The 23794-nt window shown below is 59.7% G+C and carries 26 protein-coding genes and 1 tRNA gene; 10 read left to right on the top strand and 17 right to left on the bottom strand.

Features of this window, described 5'->3' with window-relative positions; all coding sequences use genetic code 11:
* Positions 1 to 184 precede the first annotated feature (184 nt).
* Positions 185 to 487: an ArsR/SmtB family transcription factor gene (locus ACKTSJ_RS04715; RefSeq protein ID WP_407897888.1), complete on the bottom strand. Its 303-nt coding sequence runs from the start codon at positions 485 to 487 to the stop codon at positions 185 to 187.
* Between the two features lie 116 nt (positions 488 to 603).
* Here ACKTSJ_RS04715 and gpmI point away from each other — a divergent pair, with 116 nt between their 5' ends.
* Genes gpmI through ACKTSJ_RS04735 form a run of 4 tightly spaced genes read left to right on the top strand, consistent with a single transcriptional unit; the run spans position 604 to position 5080 of the window.
* A complete protein-coding gene (gene gpmI, locus ACKTSJ_RS04720; RefSeq protein WP_407897890.1) occupies positions 604 to 2154 on the top strand; it encodes a 2,3-bisphosphoglycerate-independent phosphoglycerate mutase in 1551 nt (516 codons plus the stop codon).
* Positions 2155 to 2159: 5 nt separating this feature from the next.
* Positions 2160 to 3272 (top strand): murein hydrolase activator EnvC family protein, encoded by a 1113-nt coding sequence (locus ACKTSJ_RS04725; protein ID WP_407897892.1) that lies wholly within the window; start codon positions 2160 to 2162, stop codon positions 3270 to 3272.
* Between the two features lie 11 nt (positions 3273 to 3283).
* Positions 3284 to 4678: a S41 family peptidase gene (locus tag ACKTSJ_RS04730; protein ID WP_407897894.1), complete on the top strand. Its 1395-nt coding sequence runs from the start codon at positions 3284 to 3286 to the stop codon at positions 4676 to 4678.
* A gap of 3 nt (positions 4679 to 4681) precedes the next feature.
* Positions 4682 to 5080, top strand: coding sequence for a hypothetical protein (locus tag ACKTSJ_RS04735; RefSeq protein WP_407897896.1), 399 nt, complete (start codon positions 4682 to 4684; stop codon positions 5078 to 5080).
* A gap of 6 nt (positions 5081 to 5086) precedes the next feature.
* Here ACKTSJ_RS04735 and ACKTSJ_RS04740 read toward each other — a convergent pair whose 3' ends face one another.
* Positions 5087 to 6334, bottom strand: a complete 1248-nt coding sequence (locus tag ACKTSJ_RS04740) for a nitronate monooxygenase (RefSeq protein ID WP_407897898.1) — start codon at positions 6332 to 6334, stop codon at positions 5087 to 5089.
* A gap of 77 nt (positions 6335 to 6411) precedes the next feature.
* The gene (gene hemN / locus ACKTSJ_RS04745; protein WP_407897900.1) at positions 6412 to 7806 is read right to left on the bottom strand and encodes an oxygen-independent coproporphyrinogen III oxidase; all 1395 of its coding nucleotides are present in this window, start codon (positions 7804 to 7806) and stop codon (positions 6412 to 6414) included.
* A 93-nt stretch (positions 7807 to 7899) separates the two neighbouring features.
* Here hemN and fnr point away from each other — a divergent pair, with 93 nt between their 5' ends.
* The 3 genes from fnr (at position 7900) to ACKTSJ_RS04760 (ending at position 9899) form a co-directional block, all read left to right on the top strand.
* On the top strand, positions 7900 to 8640 hold the full coding sequence (fnr, locus tag ACKTSJ_RS04750; protein WP_407897902.1) for a fumarate/nitrate reduction transcriptional regulator Fnr: 741 nt from the start codon (positions 7900 to 7902) through the stop codon (positions 8638 to 8640).
* Between the two features lie 72 nt (positions 8641 to 8712).
* On the top strand, positions 8713 to 9216 hold the full coding sequence (locus ACKTSJ_RS04755) for a hypothetical protein (RefSeq protein ID WP_407897903.1): 504 nt from the start codon (positions 8713 to 8715) through the stop codon (positions 9214 to 9216).
* A gap of 5 nt (positions 9217 to 9221) precedes the next feature.
* On the top strand, positions 9222 to 9899 hold the full coding sequence (locus ACKTSJ_RS04760) for a hypothetical protein (protein ID WP_407897905.1): 678 nt from the start codon (positions 9222 to 9224) through the stop codon (positions 9897 to 9899).
* Here the strand turns inward: ACKTSJ_RS04760 and ccoS are convergent.
* The 10 genes from ccoS to ACKTSJ_RS04810 all read right to left on the bottom strand — a co-directional run bounded on the left by ccoS (position 9889) and on the right by ACKTSJ_RS04810 (position 18547).
* Positions 9889 to 10086, bottom strand: coding sequence for a cbb3-type cytochrome oxidase assembly protein CcoS (gene ccoS / locus ACKTSJ_RS04765; RefSeq protein ID WP_407897907.1), 198 nt, complete (start codon positions 10084 to 10086; stop codon positions 9889 to 9891). The genes ACKTSJ_RS04760 and ccoS overlap by 11 nt on opposite strands.
* 7 nt (positions 10087 to 10093) lie before the next feature.
* Positions 10094 to 12553, bottom strand: a complete 2460-nt coding sequence (locus ACKTSJ_RS04770) for a heavy metal translocating P-type ATPase (RefSeq protein WP_407897909.1) — start codon at positions 12551 to 12553, stop codon at positions 10094 to 10096.
* A gap of 12 nt (positions 12554 to 12565) precedes the next feature.
* The gene (locus ACKTSJ_RS04775) at positions 12566 to 13075 is read right to left on the bottom strand and encodes a FixH family protein (RefSeq protein ID WP_407897911.1); all 510 of its coding nucleotides are present in this window, start codon (positions 13073 to 13075) and stop codon (positions 12566 to 12568) included.
* A gap of 9 nt (positions 13076 to 13084) precedes the next feature.
* The gene (ccoG, locus tag ACKTSJ_RS04780; protein ID WP_407897913.1) at positions 13085 to 14515 is read right to left on the bottom strand and encodes a cytochrome c oxidase accessory protein CcoG; all 1431 of its coding nucleotides are present in this window, start codon (positions 14513 to 14515) and stop codon (positions 13085 to 13087) included.
* A 154-nt stretch (positions 14516 to 14669) separates the two neighbouring features.
* Complete coding sequence (locus tag ACKTSJ_RS04785; protein WP_407897915.1) at positions 14670 to 14798, bottom strand: hypothetical protein; 129 nt, start codon at positions 14796 to 14798, stop codon at positions 14670 to 14672.
* A 66-nt stretch (positions 14799 to 14864) separates the two neighbouring features.
* Positions 14865 to 15734, bottom strand: a complete 870-nt coding sequence (ccoP, locus tag ACKTSJ_RS04790; RefSeq protein ID WP_407897917.1) for a cytochrome-c oxidase, cbb3-type subunit III — start codon at positions 15732 to 15734, stop codon at positions 14865 to 14867.
* Between the two features lie 3 nt (positions 15735 to 15737).
* On the bottom strand, positions 15738 to 15938 hold the full coding sequence (locus ACKTSJ_RS04795) for a cbb3-type cytochrome oxidase subunit 3 (protein WP_407897919.1): 201 nt from the start codon (positions 15936 to 15938) through the stop codon (positions 15738 to 15740).
* Positions 15931 to 16731: a cytochrome-c oxidase, cbb3-type subunit II gene (gene ccoO / locus ACKTSJ_RS04800; RefSeq protein WP_407897921.1), complete on the bottom strand. Its 801-nt coding sequence runs from the start codon at positions 16729 to 16731 to the stop codon at positions 15931 to 15933. Before ccoO ends, ACKTSJ_RS04795 begins: the two co-directional genes overlap by 8 nt.
* A 14-nt stretch (positions 16732 to 16745) precedes the next feature.
* On the bottom strand, positions 16746 to 18179 hold the full coding sequence (gene ccoN, locus ACKTSJ_RS04805; RefSeq protein WP_407897923.1) for a cytochrome-c oxidase, cbb3-type subunit I: 1434 nt from the start codon (positions 18177 to 18179) through the stop codon (positions 16746 to 16748).
* Positions 18180 to 18473: 294 nt separating this feature from the next.
* Positions 18474 to 18547 (bottom strand) — tRNA-Gly (locus ACKTSJ_RS04810).
* Between the two features lie 42 nt (positions 18548 to 18589).
* Between ACKTSJ_RS04810 and thiS the strand changes: the two genes are divergently transcribed.
* From thiS to trmB, 3 genes are all read left to right on the top strand, one after another.
* Positions 18590 to 18793, top strand: coding sequence for a sulfur carrier protein ThiS (gene thiS / locus ACKTSJ_RS04815; RefSeq protein ID WP_407897925.1), 204 nt, complete (start codon positions 18590 to 18592; stop codon positions 18791 to 18793).
* Between the two features lie 89 nt (positions 18794 to 18882).
* Positions 18883 to 19677 carry a thiazole synthase gene (locus ACKTSJ_RS04820; protein WP_407897927.1) on the top strand — a complete coding sequence of 265 codons (795 nt, stop codon included), beginning with the start codon at positions 18883 to 18885 and terminating at the stop codon, positions 19675 to 19677.
* Positions 19677 to 20372, top strand: a complete 696-nt coding sequence (gene trmB, locus ACKTSJ_RS04825) for a tRNA (guanosine(46)-N7)-methyltransferase TrmB (protein WP_407897929.1) — start codon at positions 19677 to 19679, stop codon at positions 20370 to 20372. Before ACKTSJ_RS04820 ends, trmB begins: the two co-directional genes overlap by 1 nt.
* Here trmB and hemW read toward each other — a convergent pair.
* The 4 genes from hemW to ACKTSJ_RS04845 are packed head-to-tail and all read right to left on the bottom strand — an operon-like array spanning position 20343 to position 23713.
* Positions 20343 to 21542, bottom strand: coding sequence for a radical SAM family heme chaperone HemW (hemW, locus tag ACKTSJ_RS04830; protein WP_407897931.1), 1200 nt, complete (start codon positions 21540 to 21542; stop codon positions 20343 to 20345). The genes trmB and hemW overlap by 30 nt on opposite strands.
* Positions 21539 to 22138 carry an RdgB/HAM1 family non-canonical purine NTP pyrophosphatase gene (gene rdgB, locus ACKTSJ_RS04835; RefSeq protein WP_407897933.1) on the bottom strand — a complete coding sequence of 200 codons (600 nt, stop codon included), beginning with the start codon at positions 22136 to 22138 and terminating at the stop codon, positions 21539 to 21541. Before rdgB ends, hemW begins: the two co-directional genes overlap by 4 nt.
* A 17-nt stretch (positions 22139 to 22155) precedes the next feature.
* Positions 22156 to 22872, bottom strand: coding sequence for a ribonuclease PH (rph, locus tag ACKTSJ_RS04840; protein WP_407897935.1), 717 nt, complete (start codon positions 22870 to 22872; stop codon positions 22156 to 22158).
* Positions 22873 to 22918: 46 nt separating this feature from the next.
* On the bottom strand, positions 22919 to 23713 hold the full coding sequence (locus tag ACKTSJ_RS04845; RefSeq protein WP_407897937.1) for a PP2C family protein-serine/threonine phosphatase: 795 nt from the start codon (positions 23711 to 23713) through the stop codon (positions 22919 to 22921).
* Positions 23714 to 23794: the final 81 nt, after the last annotated feature.

Raw genomic sequence — 23794 nt, forward strand, 5'->3', positions numbered from 1 at the left:
CTGGCAGAACAGAACGAGGTCTGGCAGGAGCGGAAATACCTGGATATGGATGAATTCAACGAATGGGCAGCAGCCAGAAAAAACCCGCCCGAAGATAGCAAGGTAATTGCGATCAACGGGTGAGAGGAAGCGGATTTACTGAATCGAATTTACAGCAAATTTTGGACTTGACCATGGCAAGCCGCTACGCCGAACAGAACACATCCCGCATCAACCCCACCATTTTCAAGATTCTGGCGTCGCCAATACGGTAATAAACGTGGTTGGCTTCCTTTTGCGCAATCAGGATTCCCTTTGCGCGCAAAATACCCAGGTGCTGCGAAATATTGCTCTGCGTCGTGCCGACTTGCTCGACGATATCCTGCACGCTCAATGCCCCGGCAGACAACACGCACAGGATCTTCAGGCGCAACGGATGGGCGATGGCCTTCATCGAGGCGGCGGCAATGACAATATCTTCTGCTCTTTCAATTGGCTGTCTGGACATCTATTGACTCCCGGCGCACAGGCAAGGCGCATCCCTGTCGCGCAAAATCGGCTAAAATCACGCACCCGCTGAATCAGCAACGGCTGATATTCTGACAGCTTATCGAGAAACCCGGTATGACCCAAACTGCCCCACACCCGACCCACCCCGTTCTATTGCTCATCCTCGACGGCTTCGGCTATCGCGAAGACCCCGACTTCAACGCCGTCGCCCAAGCCCGCAAACCCAATTGGGACCGGCTGTGGCGCGAATACCCGCACACGCTGATCAAGACCTCCGCACTGGATGTCGGCCTGCCGCACGGGCAAATGGGCAATTCCGAGGTGGGCCACCTCAACATCGGCGCAGGACGCGTGGTGTACCAGGATCTGACCAAGATTGACCTGGCCATCGAGAACGGCAGTTTCTTCAAGAATCCCACCTTGTTGGCTGCCGCACAAACCGCGCTGGCACAAGGCTCGGCGCTGCACATCATGGGCCTGCTCTCGCCCGGCGGCGTGCACAGCCACGAGGCGCATATTCAGGCGATGCTGGAACTGGCCGCCGGTGTCGGTCTGAAAAAAGTCTTTCTGCACGCCTTCCTCGACGGGCGCGACACACCGCCGCGCAGTGCCGCCCAATCGCTGCAGGCCTTGCAGGACAAATGCGCACAACTCGGCACGGGGCGCATCGCCACGCTGGTCGGACGTTTTTATGTGATGGACCGCGACAACCGCTGGGGACGGGTGCAGGTTGCATATGACCTGCTGACCCAGGGCGCGGCACCCTTTGCCGCGGCCGATGCACTGCAAGGACTGGAGGCGGCTTATGCACGCGGCGAGAACGACGAGTTCGTGCAGGCGACGGTGATCGGCGATCCCGCCCCGATGCGCGATGGCGATGTCGTGGTATTCATGAACTTCCGTGCTGACCGCGCGCGCGAAATCACCCGCGCCCTGACCGACGAGAATTTCGCCGGTTTCACCCGCACCCGCTTCCCTAAATTGGCAAACTACACGACCCTGAGCAGCTATGGCGACGATTTCCATCTGCCCTGCGCCTACACCGCCGACGCCATCCACAACGGCTTTGGCGAATATCTTTCCAATCTGGGCTTGAAGCAGTTGCGCATCGCCGAGACGGAGAAATACGCGCATGTCACCTACTTCATGAACGGCGGCCGGGAACTGCCCTATCCCGGCGAAGACCGCACGCTCGTCCCTTCGCCCAAGGTGGCCACCTATGACCTGAAACCGGAAATGAGCGCGTTCGAGGTGACCGACAAGCTTGAGGCTGCGATTCGCAGCGGCCAGTACGCGGCGATCCTGTGCAATTACGCCAACGGCGACATGGTGGGACACAGCGGCATCATGGCAGCGGCGGTCAAAGCGGTCGAAGCGCTCGACACCTGCATCGGCCGCGTGGTAAGTACGATGCTGGCGTGCGGCGGCGAAGTCCTGATCACCGCCGATCACGGCAACGCGGAGCAGATGCTGGACCGCACCACGCAGCAGGCGCACACCGCGCACACCCTGAACCTCGTGCCGTTCCTGTATGTGGGGCGCAAGGCCACCATCGCCGCGCCGGGCACGGGCGCGCTGCAGGACGTCGCGCCGACCCTGCTGGCGATGATGGGACTGCCGCAACCCGCGGAAATGACCGGTAAACCGCTGGTTCGCTTCGAGTGACGGGAATGATGCGGACGCTGTTGCTGGCGCTGTGCTGTTTGGCCTGCAATGCGTTCGCTGCCGATCAGACCGATCTGGAAAAACTGCGCCAACGCATCCTCGCACTGCAGCACGACTTCGACAAATCAGCGGAATCAAAATCCGATGCGGCCGACGCCCTGCGCGATTCCGAGCGCGCGATCAGCGACCGCAATCGCGCCCTGGCCCGTCTGGAACAGCAGCAGCAGGCCGGCCGGCAGGTCTTGCAACGTTTGCAACGCAAAGGCGACCAGGCCCGGGAAAACGTCCGGCTGCAACAATCCCGCCTGGGCAAGCTGCTCTACCGGCAATACCTCAGCCGCACCGAAGAGGACTACCTCAAGCTGCTGCTCGGCGACGACGACCCGAACCGGCTTGCGCGCAATCTGCACTATCTCGGCTACATCGCGCGCGAACGCGGCCATGCCCTGCGCGCGCAGCAGGATGCCTTGAGCGCGTTGAAACAGGCGACCCGCGAAACCGAGGCACAGCAGGCCGAACTGGACGAACTACGCACGGCAGAACGCGCCGAATTGACGCAGCTGAAACGCGAGCAGGCCAATCACCAGCAAACCCTGCGCAGGATTTCGCTTCAGCTCAAACAGCAGCGGCGCGAGATCGGACGCCTGCAACGCAACGAGGCACGCCTGTCGCGCCTGTTGCAGGAGTTGTCCGGCGCCCTGCCCGAGACGGGCGGGGATGCTTTTCGCCGGGACAAGGGACACCTGCCGCTGCCGGTCGATGGCAAGGTATCGAACCAGTTCGGCAGCCGGCGCCCCGACAGCACCCTCTCCTGGACCGGCTGGTTCATCCGCGCCCGCGACCGGCAACCGGTGCAAACGATTGCGGCGGGCCGGGTGGTCTATGCCGACTGGCTGCGCGGCTTTGGCAATCTGCTCATCGTCGATCACGGCCAGGGTTACATGAGCCTGTATGGCAACAACCAGACCCTGTACAAACAAGTGGGCGACACCCTGCGCACCGGCGAACTGATTGCCGCCGTCGGCAACAGCGGCGGCAATGAGGATTCGGGTTTATACTTTGAACTGCGCTACAAGGGTCAGCCGCTCAACCCGACTAGCTGGATCAAACACCCTTGAGGAAAATCGAGATGAATCGTCGTATCAAAGAATTTAGCCTGATCGCCATCGGCCTGGCTGCCGGGGTCATGCTCAGCCTGAACTTTTCCGCGGTCGCGGAAAAGGAAGTTGCCCTGCCCCTGCCGGTCGAGGAATTGCGCGCATTTGCCGATGTGTTCGGGCGCATCAAGAGCGACTACGTGGAGCCGGTGAGCGACAAGAAACTCATCACGGAAGCGATCAACGGCATGCTGAGCGGGCTTGATCCGCATTCCGCCTATCTCGATGCCGAAGGGTTCAAGGAACTCCAGGTTGGCACACAGGGGGAGTTTGGCGGCCTCGGAATCGAGGTCGGCATGGAAGACGGCTTGGTCAAGGTCATTTCGCCGATCGAGGACACCCCCGCATTCAAGGCCGGCATCCAGAGCGGCGATCTCATCATCAAACTGGACGACACGCTGGTGAAGGGGCTCAGCCTGAATGATGCGGTGAAACAGATGCGCGGCAAACCGGGCAGCAGCATTCTGCTCACCGTGATCCGCAAGAATGCGCCGCAACCCCTGCAAATCCGCATCGTGCGCGCCGTCATCAAGGTGCAAAGCGTCAAGTCGAAACTGGCCGAACCGGGTTACGGCTTCGTGCGCATCACGCAATTCCAGGAACACACGGGCGAAAATCTGGCCACCGCACTGGCCAACCTGCGCAAGCAAAACAAGGAACCGCTGCAAGGCCTGGTGCTGGATCTGCGCAACGATCCGGGCGGTCTGCTCACCGGCGCCGTCGGCGTTGCGGCGGCCTTCCTGCCCAGGGATGCGCTGGTGGTCTATACCGAAGGGCGCACCGAAGATGCGAAGATGCGCCTGTTGGCCAGCCCCGAATATTATCTGCGCGGCAGCAAGGACGACTATCTGCACGGCCTTTCCGATGAATTCACCCGCGTGCCGATGGTGGTGCTGGTGAACGGCGGTTCCGCCTCCGCCTCCGAGATCGTGGCCGGCGCGTTGCAGGACCACAAGCGGGCAGTCATCCTCGGCACCCAGACGTTCGGCAAGGGTTCGGTGCAGACCATTCTGCCGCTCGGCAACAACACGGCGATCAAGCTCACCACCGCCCGCTATTACACGCCAAGCGGACGCTCCATCCAGGCCAAGGGCATCGTGCCCGACATCGTGGTGGAAGATCCGGCGACGGCTGCCATCGACAGTTCGCTGCGTTTGCGCGAAGCCGATCTGGCCAAACACCTGACCAACGGACAAACCGATACGGCGGACGACCAAAGCAGAAAACCGTTGCGCAAAACGCCGCCGCAAGAAAAGAATGGCAATGAAGACAAGCCTGAACTGGCCGAATTCGGCGCCAAAAACGATTACCAACTGAACCAGGCTTTGAATCTGTTGAAGGGAATGAGTATCTTGCGGGGGAATTGAGCGATGAATCCATTTGAACTGCACAAAACGCGCATTCTGAAGTTCATCTCGCCGGAGCAGGCCGAGCAGGCCCGCCAACTTCTGGTCGGACTAAACGATTTCACCGTCGAGTCGGGCCCCGAGGCCCATTGCCTGCGCATCCGCTACAGCGTCGAACAGTATTCTCTGGAGGGATTGCAAAAGGCGCTGACGCGGGAAGGTTTCACCCTTGAAACCAGCCCGTTCGACCGGATGAAACATGCGCTTTACCACTACTGCGAGGATGTGCAATATCACAACCTGAAAACGCCGGAGCCGCGCACCAAGAACAATTCACAGGAAGTGTTCATCAAGGCTTACGGCCAACAACAACATGGCGACCAAGTCGATGCCGCTGCGCTGAACGGGGAAGTCAAACCGTAGTTGGTTTCAGTCGGGCAGGGCGATCCGGTTGTCGGTGCTGAATTGGTAATCGCGGAAGATGTGTTCCGCACTCAACAGCTGGTAGCTGCCGTCTGGCAGTTTGCGCGAGGTGTCTTTCAGGCGGTAAGTGTACTGGCCGCAGGTCCAGCATTTGAAGTTGCGCATGTGGGTACACAGACAGGTTTTGTCGTACACCGCAATTTTCTTTTCGCCGGGATGCGCCGCCACTTCGCGGTTGTAGGCGTCGATGTAGTCGCAGCGACCGCTCGCATCCAGCAGGTACCCATACGATTCGCAACCCGGACGGATGCCGGAGCCGATGGAAGGGCTGTTCTTCAGCATGCGCATCGGGTAACCCGTGGGCGAGGTGCCGTTCACCTCAATGTCGCTCTCGCCGGCCTTGAAATATTCCTGCTGCACCTCGGGTGGCAGGCCGCATTCCTTGCTCACGGTGAAACGCGTCGCCACCTGCACCGCAGCCGCGCCCTCCTGCAAAAACGAAACCGCATCGCTGCCGGTAAAGATGCCGCCGGCGGGAATCACCGGAATGTCGAGTTTTTCTGCGCGCAGAAAAGCATGGACCTCGTTGACGATGGTGCGCAAGTCGTACTGCGCCCAGTCCATGCCAAAACCCAGATGCCCGCCCGCCAACGGCCCTTCCACCACCACGTAATCCGGCAAACGGCCGGTTTTCAGGTTCTTGCGCAGGAACAATTGCAACGCGCGCAGGGAAGACACAATGATGCCCAGCTTGGCATCGCGGAAACGCGGATGGTCTTCCATCAAGGCAAACGAACCCAGATGCAAGCCGGCCGCCAGCGTAATGCCGTCGATGCCGGCGCTGAGCGCCGCATGCATGCGCACGCGCAAGGTATCGCGCGGCGAATTCATGGTGAGCTTTTCCATGATGTTGATGAAAATCATGCCGGCGCCCTGCTTGCGCTCCATGGTCCGGCTGACGTGCAGACGGGTGGACTCGGCAATCTGGTCGAGGTCGAACTTGACGCTCGACTTGTCGGAATTGTCGATATTGGCCTTGTACTGCAACAGCTTGTCTTTGACGAAGTCGGTGTCATAGCGGCGATCGGACACGGTGGGCAACATCGCATCGGAAACGTGGCCGACCCCCCCCAGACGCGCCGCCTCCAGCGCCAGCTCGGCGGTGGAAATATCCACGCCCATGCCGCCGATCATGATCGGAACCAGTTCCTGCTTGCCCAGTTTCAGGCGAAAATCGTCAACTTTTTTTGTCATCTGCGCCCCTGCATGCGGGGTCTCCTCCTGAATGCACGCACCACCGCCCGGTAGGCGAATTCGGCAATATCGAGCTTCTATATTACCTTAGAGTAGCGCGCATGCTCCTGCTTTGTGCGCAGATACTTGTCGAAGACCATGCATATATTGCGGATTAGCATGCGTCCCTTCGGGGTCACCGTGATCCACTGCGGCGACAGTTCAAGCAGTCCTTCCCGCGCGTAATCTTCCAGTTCCGGCATTTCAGCGGCGAAGTACTGGTCGAAATCGATCAGATAGGCAATGTTGAACGATTGTTTGGACAGCTCGAAGTGACACATCAGGGCCTGGATGATCGCGCGCCGCACCAGGTCGTCCGCATTCAGCTCCAACCCGCGCATGATAGGCAGTTCGTTCCGTTCCAGCGCGTCATAGTAGTTTTCCAGGTCGCGATAATTCTGGCTATAGGTCGGCCCGATCTTGCCGATGGCACTGACGCCGAGCGCGACCAGATCGCAATCCGAGTGCGTCGAATACCCCTGGAAATTGCGGTGCAGCCGACCCTGCCGCTGCGCCACCGCCAGTTCGTCTTCCGGCTTGGCAAAGTGGTCCATGCCGATATAAACATAACCGGCGCCCGTCAGTTTGTTCACCGCCATGTTGAGGATGTCCAGCTTGACCTGCGGCGCGGGCAAGTCCTCCTCGTGGATCCGCCGTTGCGGCTTGAATACGGTCGGCATGTGCGCATAGTTGTAAATCGACAGCCGATCCGGATCGGCAGCGATCACGCGGTCGAGCGTGGTGCCGAACCCCTCCAGCGTCTGTTTCGGCAGCCCGTAGATCAGGTCGATGCTGATCGATTTGAAGCCGTTGACGCGCGCGGCGCGCATGACGCGCACCGTCTCCTCTTCGCTCTGGATGCGGTTCACCGCCCGCTGCACGGTGTCGTCAAAGTCCTGCACCCCGAGACTGATACGATTGAAACCGAGCTGCCCGAGCAGGGCAATGGTGTCGTCGGTCACCTTGCGCGGATCGATCTCGATGGAATACTCGCCGTCGTCGATGAGTTTGAAATGGCTGTGAATGGCCGCCATCACCTGGCGCAGCTCGTCGTCGCTCAAAAAAGTCGGGGTGCCGCCACCGAAGTGCAACTGCTCCACGACCTGCTGCGGCCCCAGCAACGCGGCCTGCATGGCCATTTCCTTGAGCAGATAGCGCACATATTCCGCCGATTTGCTGCGGTCTTTGGTGATGACCTTGTTGCAGGCACAGTAAAAGCACAGGGTATTGCAAAAAGGGATATGGATATACAGCGACAACGGGCGGCTGACCCCGCCAATCTCGCGCTTGGCCACCCAGTTCGCATAGCTTTCCGCATTGAAGGCTTCGACGAAACGATCTGCGGTCGGATACGAGGTGTAACGCGGCCCGTTCTTGTCCAGTCTGCGGATCAACTCCAGATCGACTTCGATATGTTTGCTCGTTTCGTTCATCCTGCTCTCCTTGAATACCCGCGCACTATGCCATTGCACTGCCGGACCAGCTTGATTTATGTCAAAATGATTCCAATCAACCCCAGAACCCATATGGCCTTGAACGATATCACGACCGCTGCGCCAGCCGCCTCCCTCTTCAGGGTGGCGTGCTCCAGTTGTAATCTGCGCGAACTTTGCCTGCCGGTGGATCTGTCGGACGCTGAAATGCACCGGCTGGAGTTGCTGAGCCATCGCAAACGCAACTACGCCTCCGGCGACTATCTGTATCGCAGCGGCGACTCTTTCAAGTCACTGTATGCGATCCGCAGCGGTTCCTTCAAGACCCGAATTCTGCACGAAGACGGGCGCGAACAAGTGACCGGATTCGTCATGCCGGGCGAAATCATTGGCCTGGAGGCGATCAGTACCGATATCCATACCTGCGAGGCGGTCGCGATGGAAACCGGCGAAGTCTGCGAGCTGCCTTTTTCCAAGCTGGAGGAACTCGGCCGCGAGATCCCCAGCCTGCAGCGCCATCTGCACAAAATCATGAGCCGCGAGATCGTGCGCGACCAGGGCATCATGCTGTTGTTGGGATCGATGCGCGCCGAAGAGCGCCTGGCCGCGTTTCTCCTCAATCTGTCCCAGCGCAATGCGGCCCACGGCATGTCCTCCACGCAACTCACCCTGCGCATGTCGCGCTTGGACATCGGCAGTTATCTCGGCCTGAAGCTGGAAACGGTCAGCCGCGCCTTCTCGCGTTTTCAGGATGACGGTCTGATTCGCGTCAAGGCGCGCTCCATCGAAATTCTCGCCTTGCCGCGTTTGCGCGAAATGATGGGGAAGACCTGACCCATTCCCTTCCCGCCGCAGAATCGGTATCCTGCGCCCCGCGTTTCGCCAATCACCCGGAGTCACACCCCCATGACACGATCCTATAACGCCACCCCGGACGAGATCACGCGCGCCAAGTGGCCGCATGAAATTTTCCTGATCAATCTGGTGTTCAACCACATCCTGGTGTTCGCCTCGACTTTCGGGGTTTTCAGCACCTTCCCGCTGATGGTGCTGATCGTGCCGATCCTGTCATTCGCCATCACCGGCTATATCGCCATCAAGGCGAGAAAGATCGCCGCCGGCAACGAAATCGCGTTCGTCAAGGCGCACTGGGTCGTCGCCGACAAACGCAACCAGCACTTCATGTGGCTGCTGGTCATCACCTGTATCGTAATCGGCGGCGGACTCATGCTGTCCAAGATGATGGGCTGGTCGAAAATCGCCACCCTTGCCCTGCTGGGCGGGGTCGGGCTGCTGCCGTTCATGGTGTCCTTGCTGATCCTGATCGTGCTGGGCAACGACTCGATGTATCAGGCGCGCCACAGCAAAATGCCCAAAGGCGCACCGCTTCCCCCACAAACCACCGTATAACCAAGATGACCACTGAAAGCAAAATCTATTGGGGCGTCGGCCTCATCTCCGTCACCCTTCTGCTGGGCGCTTTTCTCATCCCCGGCGACCGCCCGGACAAGACCGATCTTCCCTGGCATATCGAACATCCGAGCGCCGATTCGGTCAACGTCTTCGGCCTGACCCTGGGGGTTTCGACGCCGGCCGAAGCGGAACAGCGCTTCAAGGAACAGGCGGTTCCGAGCCTGTTCAAATCGCCGGCGGGAGAATTGACGGCGGAAGTCTTCTTCGAACAGGTCAACCTCGCCGGGCTGCGTTCGCGCGTGGTGGTGACGGTGGACATTGCGGCAGAGGATATTCGCAGAATGTACGAGCGCGGACTGCGCATTGCGGGGACGGGCAGCGGCAAGAAGATCACCCTGACGGCGGACGATGTGGCACAGGTCATGGCCACCCCGATCAGCAGCCTGACCTACCTGCCGGGCGTGCAGGTTGATGAGGCGCTATTCCTCAAGCGCTTCGGCAAGCCGAACCAGATCATCCGGGAAAACAAAAGCGGCGCCATGCACTGGCTCTACCCGCAGAACGGACTGGACATCACGTTGAGCGCGTCAGAAAAACCGTTGCTACAATACGTTCCACCGACCGAGTTTGACAAGCTGGTCAAGCCGTTGCTGGCAAACGGCGAAATCGTTACTCGGTAGTCTTTTCGCCCGCCTCCGGTTTTTTCGCCGGATGCGGCATCATCTCGTCATCGTCATCCATCAGGATGCGCTGGCCGCCGCCTTCCATGTCTTCGTACTGCCCCTTCTTGACCGCGATGATCAGGACGATCACGAACAGGATGCCGAAAAACATCATGCCGGGAATCAGACTGTAGATTACTTCCATGTTTTTCTCACTTGTTGAATAAGGTGCGGATCCGCGCCGCGTTGCCGATCACGATCAACGAGCTGATCGGCATGGTGATCGCCGCCACCAGCGGGCTCACTCTGGCCATCATCGCCAGCGGTACCATGATAAGGTTATACACGAAGGAAAGGCCGATATTCTGTTTGATGGTGCGCAGCGTCCGCCGCGAAAGTCGGGTCGCCTGCAGCACTTTCAGCAATTCGTTGTGCATCAGCACGATATCCGCGCTTTCCACCGACACATCCGTGCCGGAACCGAGGGCGATACCGACATCGGCACGAATCAGCGCCGGCGCGTCGTTCACACCGTCCCCCACCATCGCGACCACTTTGCCCTGCCGCTGCAGTTGCTGGATGACGCTGTCCTTGTCCTGCGGCATCACTTCCGCGATCACCTCCATCCCGCCCAACTGCCTGCCAATGGCTTCCGCCACCGGACGGCGGTCGCCGCTGAGCAGGGTCATGCCGATGCCGGCCGCGCGCAGGGCGTCCACCAGTGGCTGCGCATCCGCACGCAGGCAGTCGGAGATGCCGATGACCGCGACATGTTTTGCGTCCCGGGCGACATACACGCAACTGATCCCCTGCGCCTCCCACTGCCCGGCTTGCTGCTGCAACCCCTGATCCAGAACGATCCCGCCCTGGCGCAACCACTCCGCGCTGCCCAGACGCACCGCCTGCCCGGACACGCTGGCGGCGACGCCCAGCCCGGCCGTCGCCTCGAAATTATCCACCCGCAGCGCGCGGAATGCCTGCTGTTGCGCCTCGGCATACCCAACGATGGCGCGCGCCACGCCATGCTCGCTGAAACGCTCCGCTGCCGCGGCCACGCGCAGCACTTCTGCCGGGTCAGCCTGCGCCGCACAGTGCATCCCGGCCACGCCCAACTTGCCTTCGGTCAGCGTGCCGGTCTTGTCGAACACGAAGTGCGTCACCTTGGACAACGTCTCCAGCACCAGACCGTTCTTGACCAGGATGCCGTGCCTGGCCCCGAGGCCGGAGGCGACTGCAATCGACATCGGAGTCGCCATGCCCAGGGCACAGGGGCAGGTGATGATCAGCACCGAGGTTGCCGCCAGCAGGGCGATCTCGAAATCCTGCTGATTCCAGAAAATGAAGGTGGCGCTGGCGCACAACAGCGTGACCAGCACGAACCACGGCACGATGGTATCGGCCAGGCGCTGGATCGGCGCTTTGGAGGACTGCGCCTCCTCGACCAGCCGGATGATCTTCGACAGGGTCGTCTCCTGCAATTGCGCCCGCACCTCGACCAGCAGCGCACCCGTGGTATTGACGGTCCCAGCCGACACGGCAGACCCCGTCTCTTTGCCAACCGGCGCTGACTCTCCGCTCAACATGGACTCGTCCACCGCGCTGCGCCCTTCCAGCACCACGCCGTCAACCGGCACTGTATGCCCCGGCTTGACCAGCACCTGGTCGCCAGGCTTCACGCCGCGGATTGGCGTCAACTGTTCGACCCCATCGCGCACGACCAGGGCGACACGCGGCTGCAATTCCAGCAAGCGCTGGGTGGCCGACACCGCCTGATGGCGAAACATCCCTTCGAGATAGCGTCCGATCAGGATGACGAAGGTTAGATTGGTGACCGTATCAAAATAGACCTCGCCCTGCTGGTTGTTGGACAGCGTCACATAGAGCGAATAGGCGTAGGTCACGCTCAAGCCGAGCGCAATCGGCAAATCCATGGTGAGGTGGCCGGCACGCAGCCCGCCAGCCGCACCGCGGAAAAATGGATACGCCGAATACAGCAGGGTCGGAGTCGCCAGCACCAGGCCGATCCAGTGAAAGAACCCGCGAAACTCGTCCTGGTTCGCCCCGCTATAGAGCGCGATGGCGATCCACATCATGTTCATCGCGGCAAACCCGGCAAAGAACAGGCGGAACAGCAGGGCGCGGTTGGTCTTCTTGATCGCGCCTTCCGCGCTTTCGGGATCATAGGGCACTGCCGAATAGCCGATGCGTGCCAGCGCCTTGATCAGATCAGACAGTTTGTTCTTGCGGTTATCCCAGCGCAGGTGCAGGCGCTTGCCCGACAGGTTGACTTCGGCCGCCACAACGCCGGGGGTACGCTGCAGCCCGCGTTCGATCAGCCAGACACAGGCCGCACAATGGATACCCTCCACCAGCAGATTGATGTCGCGTATGTCGCCGGAACAGGTGGTGAACTCCTGCTGGACTTCGTCGAAATCGTAGATCTCGATATCCTTGGGCGGTTCCGGCGGCGGTGCCAGTAGCACTCCCTCCGGAGTACGCTGGTAATAACCCTGCAAGCCGGCTTCGTAGATTGCCGCACAGACGGACTGGCAGCCGAAACAGCAGAAACTGCGCGGCTGACCGTCAAGAGTCAGGTGAAAGTCGGTATCCGCCGGAATCGGCAGACCGCAATGGAAACAACCTGCTGAAGCGTGACTGCGGCTATGCGCCATTGCTGCCACGGATCATTGGGCTTCCAGCACCTTGAACCGGTCGGTATTCACCGAAAATTCGTCCGTGCCGCGCTGCAGGTGGATGTGCAGTTCCCAATAACCCTTGAGCGGAAACGTCACATAACCCTGGTAGTTTCCCGCCGACACTTCCTTGAACGGCGTGACGAAATCCAGATTCGCATCCGATGCCCGGTAGGCTTCGACCTCCATTTCGCCGCTGACCGGCTGATTGCTCCGGTCGGCCACACTGATCTGATACAGGGTCGGCTTGCCCTGCACCAGTTCCTTTGGCTTGTTGAGGGTCGTCTGCCAAGCCAGAGCCTGTTGCCGCCCCAGCTCACTCAACATTTGCGTATTGGTTTTGCGATCCTTGGTTTTGTATTCACGATCGACCAGGGTTGACTGGTGATGCGTGGCAAACCAGATGAATGACGCGTTGACACTCAACACCAGCAGGATCAGCACGAGCAATCCAAGTAACCACGGATTGCGCAGACCGGTTTTCTGATTTTGTGAAATCATGCCGATTCCTTACCGGTTGGGACCGTAGAATTTGCTGGTGTATTCAGCAAACACGTTGGGATCTTCGGCACTTTCGACGCGGAACTGGATCGGCACCACGTCCTTGGTGATGCTCTTGGCCGGTGCCTTGACGAAAATGGTAAAGGAAGTGCCCCTGCCGTGATGCGTGATGGGCTGGTTCTCCGCGCCGATGATGAGCTGGCCCGCGACGCCGCCTTCAGCGCTTACTTTGACATGCAGGTCATGATCGGTCTTGTTGAGTACCTTGAAATCGTATTTGTTCTGCACCGAGCCGTCACTCATTTGCACGAACAGCGGTTGCCGCTCATGCACGACTTTCAGTGTCATCGCACCCATATGTGTCAGCCCCCACACGATGCCGCCCAAGGCCAGCAGGATGATTGCGATATAAACCAGTGTGCGCGGATGCTGATACATCTCTTTTTTGGGCTTGCCCGATAGTTCATCCAGCGAAGCGTAACGAATCAACCCGCGCGGCTTGCCGATCTTGTCCATGACCACGTCGCAGGCATCGATGCACAAGCCGCAAGTGATGCAACCAAGTTGCTGCCCGTTACGAATGTCCACTCCGGTCGGGCATACCTGCACGCACTGGAAACAATCGATGCAATCGCCTTGAGGCGCCACAACCTCACCGCCGCGGCGGATCTTGCCGCGCGGCTCGCCGCGCGTGTAATCGTAGGTCGGCAGGATGGTTTGCGTATCGGTCATCACCCCCTGGATGCGGGCGTAGGGACACAACCAGAAACAGACCTGTTCGCGCATGAATCCGGCCAGGATATAAGTGCCCAGGAAGAACATAAGCAACACAACCCAGCCGACCAGCGGCAGTTGCAAATGCAGCAACTGGTTCCAGTAATCGAACGCATCCACAAACCAGATCGAGAAACTGATGCCGGTCAGCACGGCGATCAGCATCCAGATCAGGTGCTTCAACACTTTTTTCTTGAGTTTGTCGAAACTCCAGGGCGCTTCATCCAGTTTGCGGCGGGCGGTCGGGTTACCCTCGATCCTGTTCTCCAGCCAGGTGAACCAGTCGGTCCAGGCCGTCTGGAAACAGAAGTAGCCGCACCAGACGCGCGATGCCACCGAAGTTGCGGCGAACAGGGTCATCGCGGCCACCAGCAAGACCAGCGACAGCATCCAGATGTCCTGCGGCAGGACGGTCAGGTTAAAAAAATGGAACTGCCGGTGTTCGATGTCAAACAGGATTGCCTGCTTGTCATTCCACCGCAGATAGGGCAGAAAAAAGAAAGGCAGCCACAGCGCCAACTGTGCGCGGTCCTTGAAGGTACGGAAAAACCCGGGCATGCGCTTGGCGTGGATCGTCTGTCCGCCGGTATTGACGGTCCAGGTTTCGAATTCGTGGTAGAGGGTGGTAACTTCACCCATCTCTTTTTTTTCGCTTTGCTGATTCATCCTGCTCCCCCAATTGAACGCTGACTGTCGTTGCTTGAACTCTTCGACCGCCGAAGTTGTAATTCTAGCGCCTCGTAATGCGTTCTTCCGTGATTTTATGCACAAAAGAAAAGGAGGAGAGCAACGCTCCCCTCCCCTCGAACATACTTGCCGCTTATTTCTTGTCTTTATCCTTGGTTGCGTTACGGAAGGCCATGAACAGCAGCCACGCAATTACCAGGAACGCACCCACGACGCAGATGATCACGCCCCACAGCACCATATCATTATTCAAACTGTTCATCTTTGTTCTCCTCGCCTGAATTAGAGACACTGCACGCGGCATAGTGCCGCGCGCAGACAGACTGAATCAATTCGCTGCCCGGCCACCGCCAAACTTGTACACATACACGGCCAGCTTCTTGATCTGGGCATCGCTCAATTTTCCGGCAGCCTTGAAGGACGGCATCACGGCCACGCGGGTTTGCGGATCACCCGAGTTCACGCCGTATTTGATGGTCTTCTTGATGCCTTCAATCGAGCTGTCGAAACGCCATACGCTGTCGGTCAGGTTGGCAGAACCCATGGCCTGCATGCCCTTGCCGTCATCACCGTGGCAGCCGGTACAACCCTTCTCGGCGAACAGCGGGGTCGAGGTCGGCTTGCCTGCCGCAACGGCATTGGCCAGCGTGTCGATCTCGGCTTCGGACAGCATGTCCTTGTGTGCCAGCATCATGCCCTGACGCCCGCCCACGATGGTTTCGTGGATGGTGTCGATGGTGCCGCCATACAGCCAGTCATCGTCGTTCAGGATCGGCGCGAACAGCCCTTCCTTGTCATGCGTCCCCACCCCATTGGTTCCGTGGCACGCGGCGCAGTTGTCGCCGAACAGCACTTTACCGGAGCGCGTGACATATTCGGTCAGTTCGCTGTCGGCCAGAATGGCTGCCGGCGTCATGTCCTTCAGCTTGGCTTCATACTTGCCGCGCACTTCGTCCACGACGCTCTTGTCGGCTTCCATTTCAGCGATCGCCGTCCAGCCACCAATCCCTTTGAAGAAGGAACCGGTCGTGGAGAGCGGAATGGACGGATACCAGAGCCAGTACACCACCACCCAGATCGCGCTGACGGTCAGGCCCAGCATCCACCATTTCGGCGGCTGGTTGATAAAGTCGCCCAGATCGTCGTCCCAAACGTGCCCGGTAGTCGGCACGTCACCTGCATTGTGTTTGTCACTCATTATTTATCTCCCAATTTTAGGGTCATCGTCGTCCAGCGCCATGCGGCGCTGGGCCTCGAACTTTTCCTTGTTGGACGGCCGGAACACCATGACATAGGTGGCCACCATGCCCAGCGCCGCGACCAGCACGAAAAACACCCCGAGCCAGTCATTGAGCGTCATGGCCTGCACATCCATGCCAACGTATTCCAGCAGCTTAGTCACGGTAGTTCACGCCTTCCTCGAACTTGACATGATTGCCCAGTCCTTGCAGGTAAGTGATCAACGCGTCCATATCGCTCTTGCCTTCCAGCTCGGCCGCCGCACCGGCGATGTACGCGTCGGTATAGATCGTCTTCGGCACCGGGTTGAACGGCATCATGGTCATGACCTTCAGCGTCTGCACGGTCTTTTCCACGTTGACCGGCTTTTGCTCCAGCCAGAAGAAGTTCGGCATGACGGATTCGGGCACCACGTCGCGCGGATAGCGCAGGTGGCGGCGATGCCACTCATCCGAATACTTGCCGCCGACACGCGCCAGATCGGGACCGGTACGCTTGGAACCCCATTGGTAGGTGTGGTCGTACATCGACTCTTCCGCGATGGAGTAGTGACCGTAGCGATCCTTCTCGTCCCGGAACGGGCGGATCATCTGCGAGTGGCAGAGGAAGCAGCCTTCGCGGATGAATACGGCACGACCGGCAGTTTCCAGCGCGGTGTAAGGACGAACGCCATCACCCGGCTGCCAGTCCGCCAGGGTCTTGTGTGCCGAAGTGGCCGGATTCCAGATGATCTTGTCCATCGGGATGACATTGCCCTGCAGATCCTTGTGCTGCGTGTTGTTGCAGGTGGGATCGTTCTGGCACATCGCCGTGTTCGGCAGATAGAACAGCGGCACGATTTCGACGATACCGCCGATCGCCACGGCGATCGCTGTCAGGACAAACATCAGCAGGGTGCTGCGTTCAGCCTTGTCCTGAAATTTGGTCGAATAAAATTTGTCGTGATGATCTGACATGTTATTCACTCCCCTTATGCATTAGCCGCGACTGCGTTCGAGCTGCGCAGCGCGCTGGCAGTACGAACGGTCATCACGGTGTTGTAGAGACAGACCCAGGCACCCAGATTGAAGATCGCGCCGCCGATCGCACGCATCACATAGTACGGATGCATCGCGGAAACCGATTCAACAAAGGTGTAGGTCAGGGTGCCGAACTCGTCATAGTCGCGCCACATCAGGCCCTGCATGATGCCGGAGACCCACATCGCCACGACATAAACCACGGTGCCGATGGTGGCCAGCCAGAAGTGCACGTTCACCAGACCCTCGGAGTACATCTTCTCCACGCCCCACAGTTTTTTGACCATGTGGTACATCGCGCCGAAGGAAACCATGGCCATCCAGCCCAACGCGCCGGAGTGCACGTGACCCACTGTCCAGTCGGTGTAGTGCGACAAGGCATTCACGGTCTTGATCGACATCACCGGGCCTTCGAAGGTGGACATCGCGTAGAACGCGAGGGACACCACCAGAAAGCGCAGGACATAGTCGGTCCGCAACTTGTCCCAAGCCCCGGACAAGGTCATCATGCCGTTCATTGCACCGCCCCAGGACGGGATGATCATCGCCAGCGAAATCGCAGCGCCCAGCGAACCGGTCCAGTCAGGCAAAGCGGTGTATTGCAGGTGGTGCGCGCCGAGCCAGACGTAACCGAACGTCAGCGACCAGAAGTGCAGCACGGACAGACGGTAGGAGAACACCGGACGCTGTGCCTGTTTCGGCACGAAGTAATACATGATGCCGAGGAAGCCTGCGGTCAGGTAGAAGCCCACCGCGTTATGTCCCCACCACCATTGCACCATGGCATCCTGCACGCCGGAGAAGATGGAATAGGAAGTCGCCCAATCCACCGGAATGGCCAGGCTGTTCACCACATGCAGGTAGGTGATCATGATGATCATGCCCATGGTGAACCAGTTCGACACGTAGATGTGCGAGGTCTTGCGGATGCCGATGGTCATGATGTAGTTGAAGCCGTACATCAGCCACACCACCGCAATCGCGATATCCACCCACCAGGGCAATTCGGCGTATTCCTTGCCTTGAGACAGGCCCAGCGGCAGGGTAATGACGGCGGAAACGATGATCAGGTTCCAGCCGATGAAGGTTGCCCAGGCGAGACCGTTGCTCCACAGCTTGGTCGCACCCGTGCGTTGCACGATGTAGTAACCGGTTCCAAACAGCACGGAACCGCCAAATGCGAAGATCACCGCATTGGTATGCAGCGGACGCAGACGACCGAAGGTGATTTCGGGAATGTCAAAGTTTAAAAACGGGAACGCCAGTTCCGATGCCACATACACACCGATCAGCGTACCCACCACTGCATAGATGGCGGCGGCGATGGTGAACCAGCGCACAACCTCCATATCGTACTTTACTGCTGTCGCTTGATTAGCTTCCACAGTAGTCTCCTCCCCAGAGCGAAGTTAAAATCAATGCGCCGGTCACAACCAGGGAATCGGTCGTGTCAGGCGCACCCTATTTGCTACCCATTCCTAAAGCGCGGCAAATTGTCGCAGTGCGGCCGCGACAAGTAAAGCCTGAATTCGTTCCAATCGGCCCTATACCTTACTATTCCACTCGGAAAGAGTCCGTCAAAACGGTGGCGATACTAGGAAATAAAGTCCGGCTTTAATTTGACCTAGGTCAAATTAGCCGGTTAGCGGGGGGAAAACTCAAGGTGCGGGATGAACGGGTGGAGCGGGTGAAGGGGATCGAACCCTCGTCACTTGCTTGGGAAGCAAGAGCTCTACCATTGAGCTACACCCGCTTGGTGTAAAATGCGGCGCGCATTCTAACACGGACAAACGAATTGATAACGGTCAGCATCAACGGCGAGCCCCGCCAATTTCCGCAAGCCATCAGTGTTGCGGCTTTTATCGAGATGATGGGCTATGGCGGCAAGCGCATCGCCCTTGAACGCAATGGCGAGATCGTTCCGCGCAGCACCTTCGCCACGGCGCAACTGAACGATGGCGACAAACTCGAGATCGTGGTCGCGGTCGGCGGCGGTTAACAATTCATCAATGTGGGCCGGGTTACCCCGCAGGGGTTCTTGCACCCTTGGGGTAAAGCTGGCCCACAAATAATTCAGGAAAATTGGACATGAACGACAAACTCATCATCGCAGGTAAAAGCTACTCCTCCCGACTGCTGGTCGGCACCGGCAAATATAAAGACTTCGACGAAACGCGCGCCGCGCTGGATGCCAGCGGCGCGGAAATCGTCACGGTGGCGATCCGCCGCACCAATCTGGGCCAGAATCCGAATGAACCCAGCCTGCTCGATTCCGTACCGCCATCCAAGTTCACCTATCTGCCCAACACCGCAGGTTGCTATACCGCCGAAGATGCGGTGCGCACCCTGCGGCTGGCGCGCGAACTGCTGGACGGGCACAGCCTGGTGAAACTGGAAGTGCTGGGCGACCCGCAATCGCTGTATCCCAACGTGATCGAAACCCTCGCCGCCGCAAAAACCCTGGTAGCGGACGGTTTTCAGGTGATGGTCTATACCTCGGACGATCCCATCGTCGCCAAGCAACTGGAAGACATCGGCTGCGTCGCCATCATGCCGCTGGCCTCGCTGATCGGCTCCGGCATGGGCATCCTCAACCCGTGGAACCTGCAACTTGTCATGGAGCGTGTGAAAGTGCCGGTAATCGTCGATGCCGGCGTGGGCACAGCTTCGGATGCCGCCATCGCCATGGAACTTGGCTGCGACGGCGTGCTGATGAATACCGCCATCGCCGGCGCGCAGAATCCGGTACTGATGGCTTCGGCCATGAAGAAAGGCGTGGAAGCAGGACGCGAGGCCTTCCTTGCCGGACGCATGCCGAAGAAACTGTACAGCGCCAGCCCCAGTTCGCCGAGCACAGGGATCATCGCCCCGACGCGCAGATGATGAACGAGGCCGAAGACTTCAGCCAGCGGCATATCCGTAGCTTCGTGCTGCGCGCTGGCCGCGTTTCGGTCGCGCAACAGCGCGCCATCGACACCTGGTTGCCGCGCTACGGCATTCCTTATATTGCGCGTCCGCTCGATCTTGACCTGACTTTCGGGCGCAGTGCGCCCAAGATCCTCGAGATCGGCTTCGGCATGGGCGACAGCACCGCCACCATCGCCCAGGCTCATCCGGAAAACGACTATCTCGCACTGGAGGTGCATACGCCCGGCGTGGGCAATCTGCTCAAGCTGATCGACTCGGAAAATTTGAAGAATATCCGCATCATGCAGCACGACGCCGTGGAAGTGCTACGCGACATGATCGCGGACAACTCACTGGACGGCGTGCACATCTTCTTCCCGGACCCTTGGCACAAGGCGCGCCACAACAAGCGCCGCCTGATCCAGGCGCCGTTCATCGCAAGGCTGGTGCAGAAACTCAAGCCGGGCGGCTATCTCCACGCCGCCACAGATTGGCAGGACTATGCCGAGCAGGTGCTGCGTGTATTGAGCGAAGAACCGCTGCTGGCGAACACCGCCGCCGATTACGCGCCTCGCCCCGACTACCGCCCGCTGACCAAGTTCGAACAGCGCGGCTTGCGACTGGGACACGGCGTGTGGGATCTAGTCTTCCGGCGCAAGAAAGATTTGTAGCAGATCGTTGAGGAAGCGCCGGCCCATCTCGGTCGGCGCGATGTGCCCAGATCCCCGCGACAGCAACCCTTTCCGTTCCGCCTCTTCCAGTTCGCGCCGGATCAGCAGCAACGGCAAGCTGGTGCGCTCCTGAAACAGCGCCTCGTCGAAGCCGCCGTTCAGACGCAGCGCATTCATCATGAATTCGAACGCAAGATCGTCCTTGCCTAGTTGCTGTTCGCTCTGCACTGAAGCGCCTTTTCCAGCATGCTCCATGTAGGCCTGCGGCTGCTTGTAACGCGCCTGCCGGATGACCCGATTGTGGAAGCTCAACTTGCTGTGCGCACCCGCGCCGATGCCGAGGTAATCGCCGAACTGCCAGTAATTAAGGTTGTGGCGCGACCGTTTCTGCGGCTGCGCAAAGGCGGAAGTCTCGTAGTGCTCGTAGCCGTGCGCGGCCAGCATCTCCTCGATGTACTGCTGCATCTCGAAGCTCGCATCGTCGTCGGGCACTTGCGGCGGCTGGCGGGCGAACAGCGTGTTCGGCTCCAGCGTCAGATGGTAACAGGAAAGGTGCTGCGGCTTGAATTGCAGCGCGCTCTGCACATCCCGCACCGCCTGCTCCAGCGTCTGCTGCGGCAACGCATACATCAGATCGAGGTTGACGTTATCGAAGTGCCGCTGCGCGATATCAATGGCGCGTCTGGCTTCGTCAGCAGTATGGATGCGCCCCAGCGCTCGCAAGTGCGCATCGTTGAAGCTCTGGATGCCCAGCGACAGCCGGTTCACGCCTGCATCACGGAATGCGGCGAACTTGTCCGCCTCGACCGTGCCGGGATTAGCCTCCAGCGTGATCTCGGCATTGTGTTCAAGCGGCAGCAGCATGCGCACCTGGCGCAGGACTTCCGTGATGCCGTCGCCGCTCAGCAGGCTGGGCGTGCCGCCGCCAAAAAACACCGAATGGATTTTGCGGCCCCATATTTGCGGCAGCGACAGTTCGAGATCGCGCGCCAGCGCATCAATATATTCGCGCTCGGGCAACGTGCCGCGTGCTTCGTGCGAATTGAAGTCGCAATACGGACATTTGCGCACGCACCAGGGGATATGGATATAGAGAACAAGCGGCGGCGGCACCCGGAAAGCAACGGGCTGCTGATGCAGGCCGACGGGATGAAGCGGGTGGGTGCTCATGCGCCGGAGCGTGGACGGAGCTTTTGCAGCAGCGATTTCATCGCCTTGCCGCGATGGCTGATAGCGTGTTTTTCCTCGTGCGTCAGTTCTGCCGCCGTCTTGCCAAACTGCGGCAGCCAGAACATCGGATCGTAGCCAAAGCCGCCGGCGCCGCGTTCCTCCCGGAATACCTCGCCATGCCATTCGCCCTCGGCGATCAGCGGTTGCGGATCGTCGGCCGAACGCACCAGCACCAGCACGCAGTAATAGTGCGCACTGCGGTCGGTCACGCCCTGCATCTCGCGCAGCAGCTTTTCATTGTTGCGCGCATCCGATTTCGGGCTGTCGCCCGCGTAGCGCGCCGATTGCACCCCGGGCGCGCCGCCCAGCGCTTCGACGCAAATGCCGGAGTCGTCCGCCAGCGCGGGCAATCCGCTCTCGCGGCTGACATGGCGCGCCTTGGCCAGCGCGTTTTCGACGAAGGTGCAGTGCGGTTCCTCGGCCTCGCCGATGCCCAGCTGCGATTGCGTAAGCACTTCGATGCCGAGCGGCGCCAGCATCTGCTGAAACTCGCGCAGCTTGCCGGGATTGTTTGATGCAATAACCAGTTTCTTCATTCAAAACCTTGGGTGCTTTAGCCATTCAAGGCCGCGTGCTGTTTTTCGATCAGCTGCGCGATGCCGTTCTTCGCCAGTTCCAGCAGCGCATCCATCTCCTCGCGCGAAAAAGGATGACCTTCCGCCGTGCCCTGTACTTCGACGAAATGGCCGCTGCCCAGCATCACCACGTTCATGTCAGTATCGCAGGCGGAGTCTTCGAGATAATCGAGATCGAGTACCGGGGTGCCCTCAAAGATGCCGACCGAAATCGCGGCGACGGAATCGCGCAGGGGATTCTCTTTCACCAGTCCTTTTTGCATCAGCACGCCCACGGCGTCGTGCAGCGCGACGAAGGCCCCGGTGATGCTGGCGGTACGGGTGCCGCCGTCGGCCTGGATCACGTCGCAATCGAGCTGGATCGTGCGCTCGCCGAGCTTTTGCAAGTCCACCACGGCGCGCAGGCTGCGCCCGATCAGGCGCTGAATTTCCTGGGTGCGACCGGACTGCTTGCCCTTGGCCGCTTCGCGCGACATGCGGCTGCCGGTCGAACGCGGCAACATGCCGTATTCCGCGGTGACCCAGCCTTCGCCGCTGCCCTTCTTGTGCGGCGGCACTCGCTCTTCGACGCTGGCGGTGCAGATCACTTTCGTGTCGCCGCACTCGATCAGCACCGATCCTTCGGCGTGTTTGGTGTAATGGCGGGTGATGCGAATGGGGCGAAGCTGGTCTGGCTGACGCTGGCTGGGGCGCATGACGGGGATCTCGGGACGGTTCGAAAGGGACGCGATTATAACGCCGCTAGTCAATCGCCAGCGGCACACAAACCGGAATATCAGTGGAATGGGACAGTTCTGTCGCGCCCAGGCGTGCAGCGACGACGGTCGTATTGTCCGCACGCCCGGCCTCGCGCCGGACCGCCACGCCGATGAGTTCGTTCACGCCGTGCGCCAGGGAGGGTGCAGTGCGCAGCTTGATCAGCTCCGCTTCATCGAGCGGGCTCCAGAAGCCATCGCTGCAAAGCAACAGGGTATCGCCATCGCGCACCTCGGCGCTGGGCGAGACTTCCGCATAGAACATGTCCTCCACCCCACCCAGGCAGTTGGTAATCTTGTTGCGGTCCGGGTGGGTCTTCATCTCCTCCGGGCTGATGACTCCCCAGTCGGCCCATTGTTGCACCACGGAATGATCATGGCTGACCCTGGCGACCTTGCCATCCCGCAACTGGTAAAAACGCGAATCGCCCGCATGGGCGACCCAGACCAGGCCATCCTGCACCAGCGCCGCAACACAGGTCGTGCCGGGATTCCCGCCCAGTTTCTGTTCCAGCGCGTATTCGATGATCGCATCATGCGCGGCGCGCATGGTGGCGCGCAGGAATACCTCGGGCTCTTGCACGCGCCCCGCTTCCAGCCGGCTGAATGCGCGCATGAACGTGTAGATGGTCATTTGCGCGGCGAGCTCGCCATGCAGGTGACCGCCCATGCCGTCAGCCAGCAACAGCAACAACGCATCGTTGGTATAGGCATACCCGGCGCGGTCCTGGTTGTACTTGCGCGCGCCGATATGATTGGCCTGGTGGATGGTAAACTTCATTCTATTTTATTTTTTCTGCCGTATGCCGCGGTGCGCACCGCGGGTTCCCAGAGAAGACTGGCGCAATCGTAATATAATGCG

Origin of the sequence: Ferrigenium sp. UT5 (genome assembly GCF_045866295.1) — a bacterium.
Classification (GTDB): Bacteria; Pseudomonadota; Gammaproteobacteria; order Burkholderiales; family Gallionellaceae; genus Sideroxyarcus.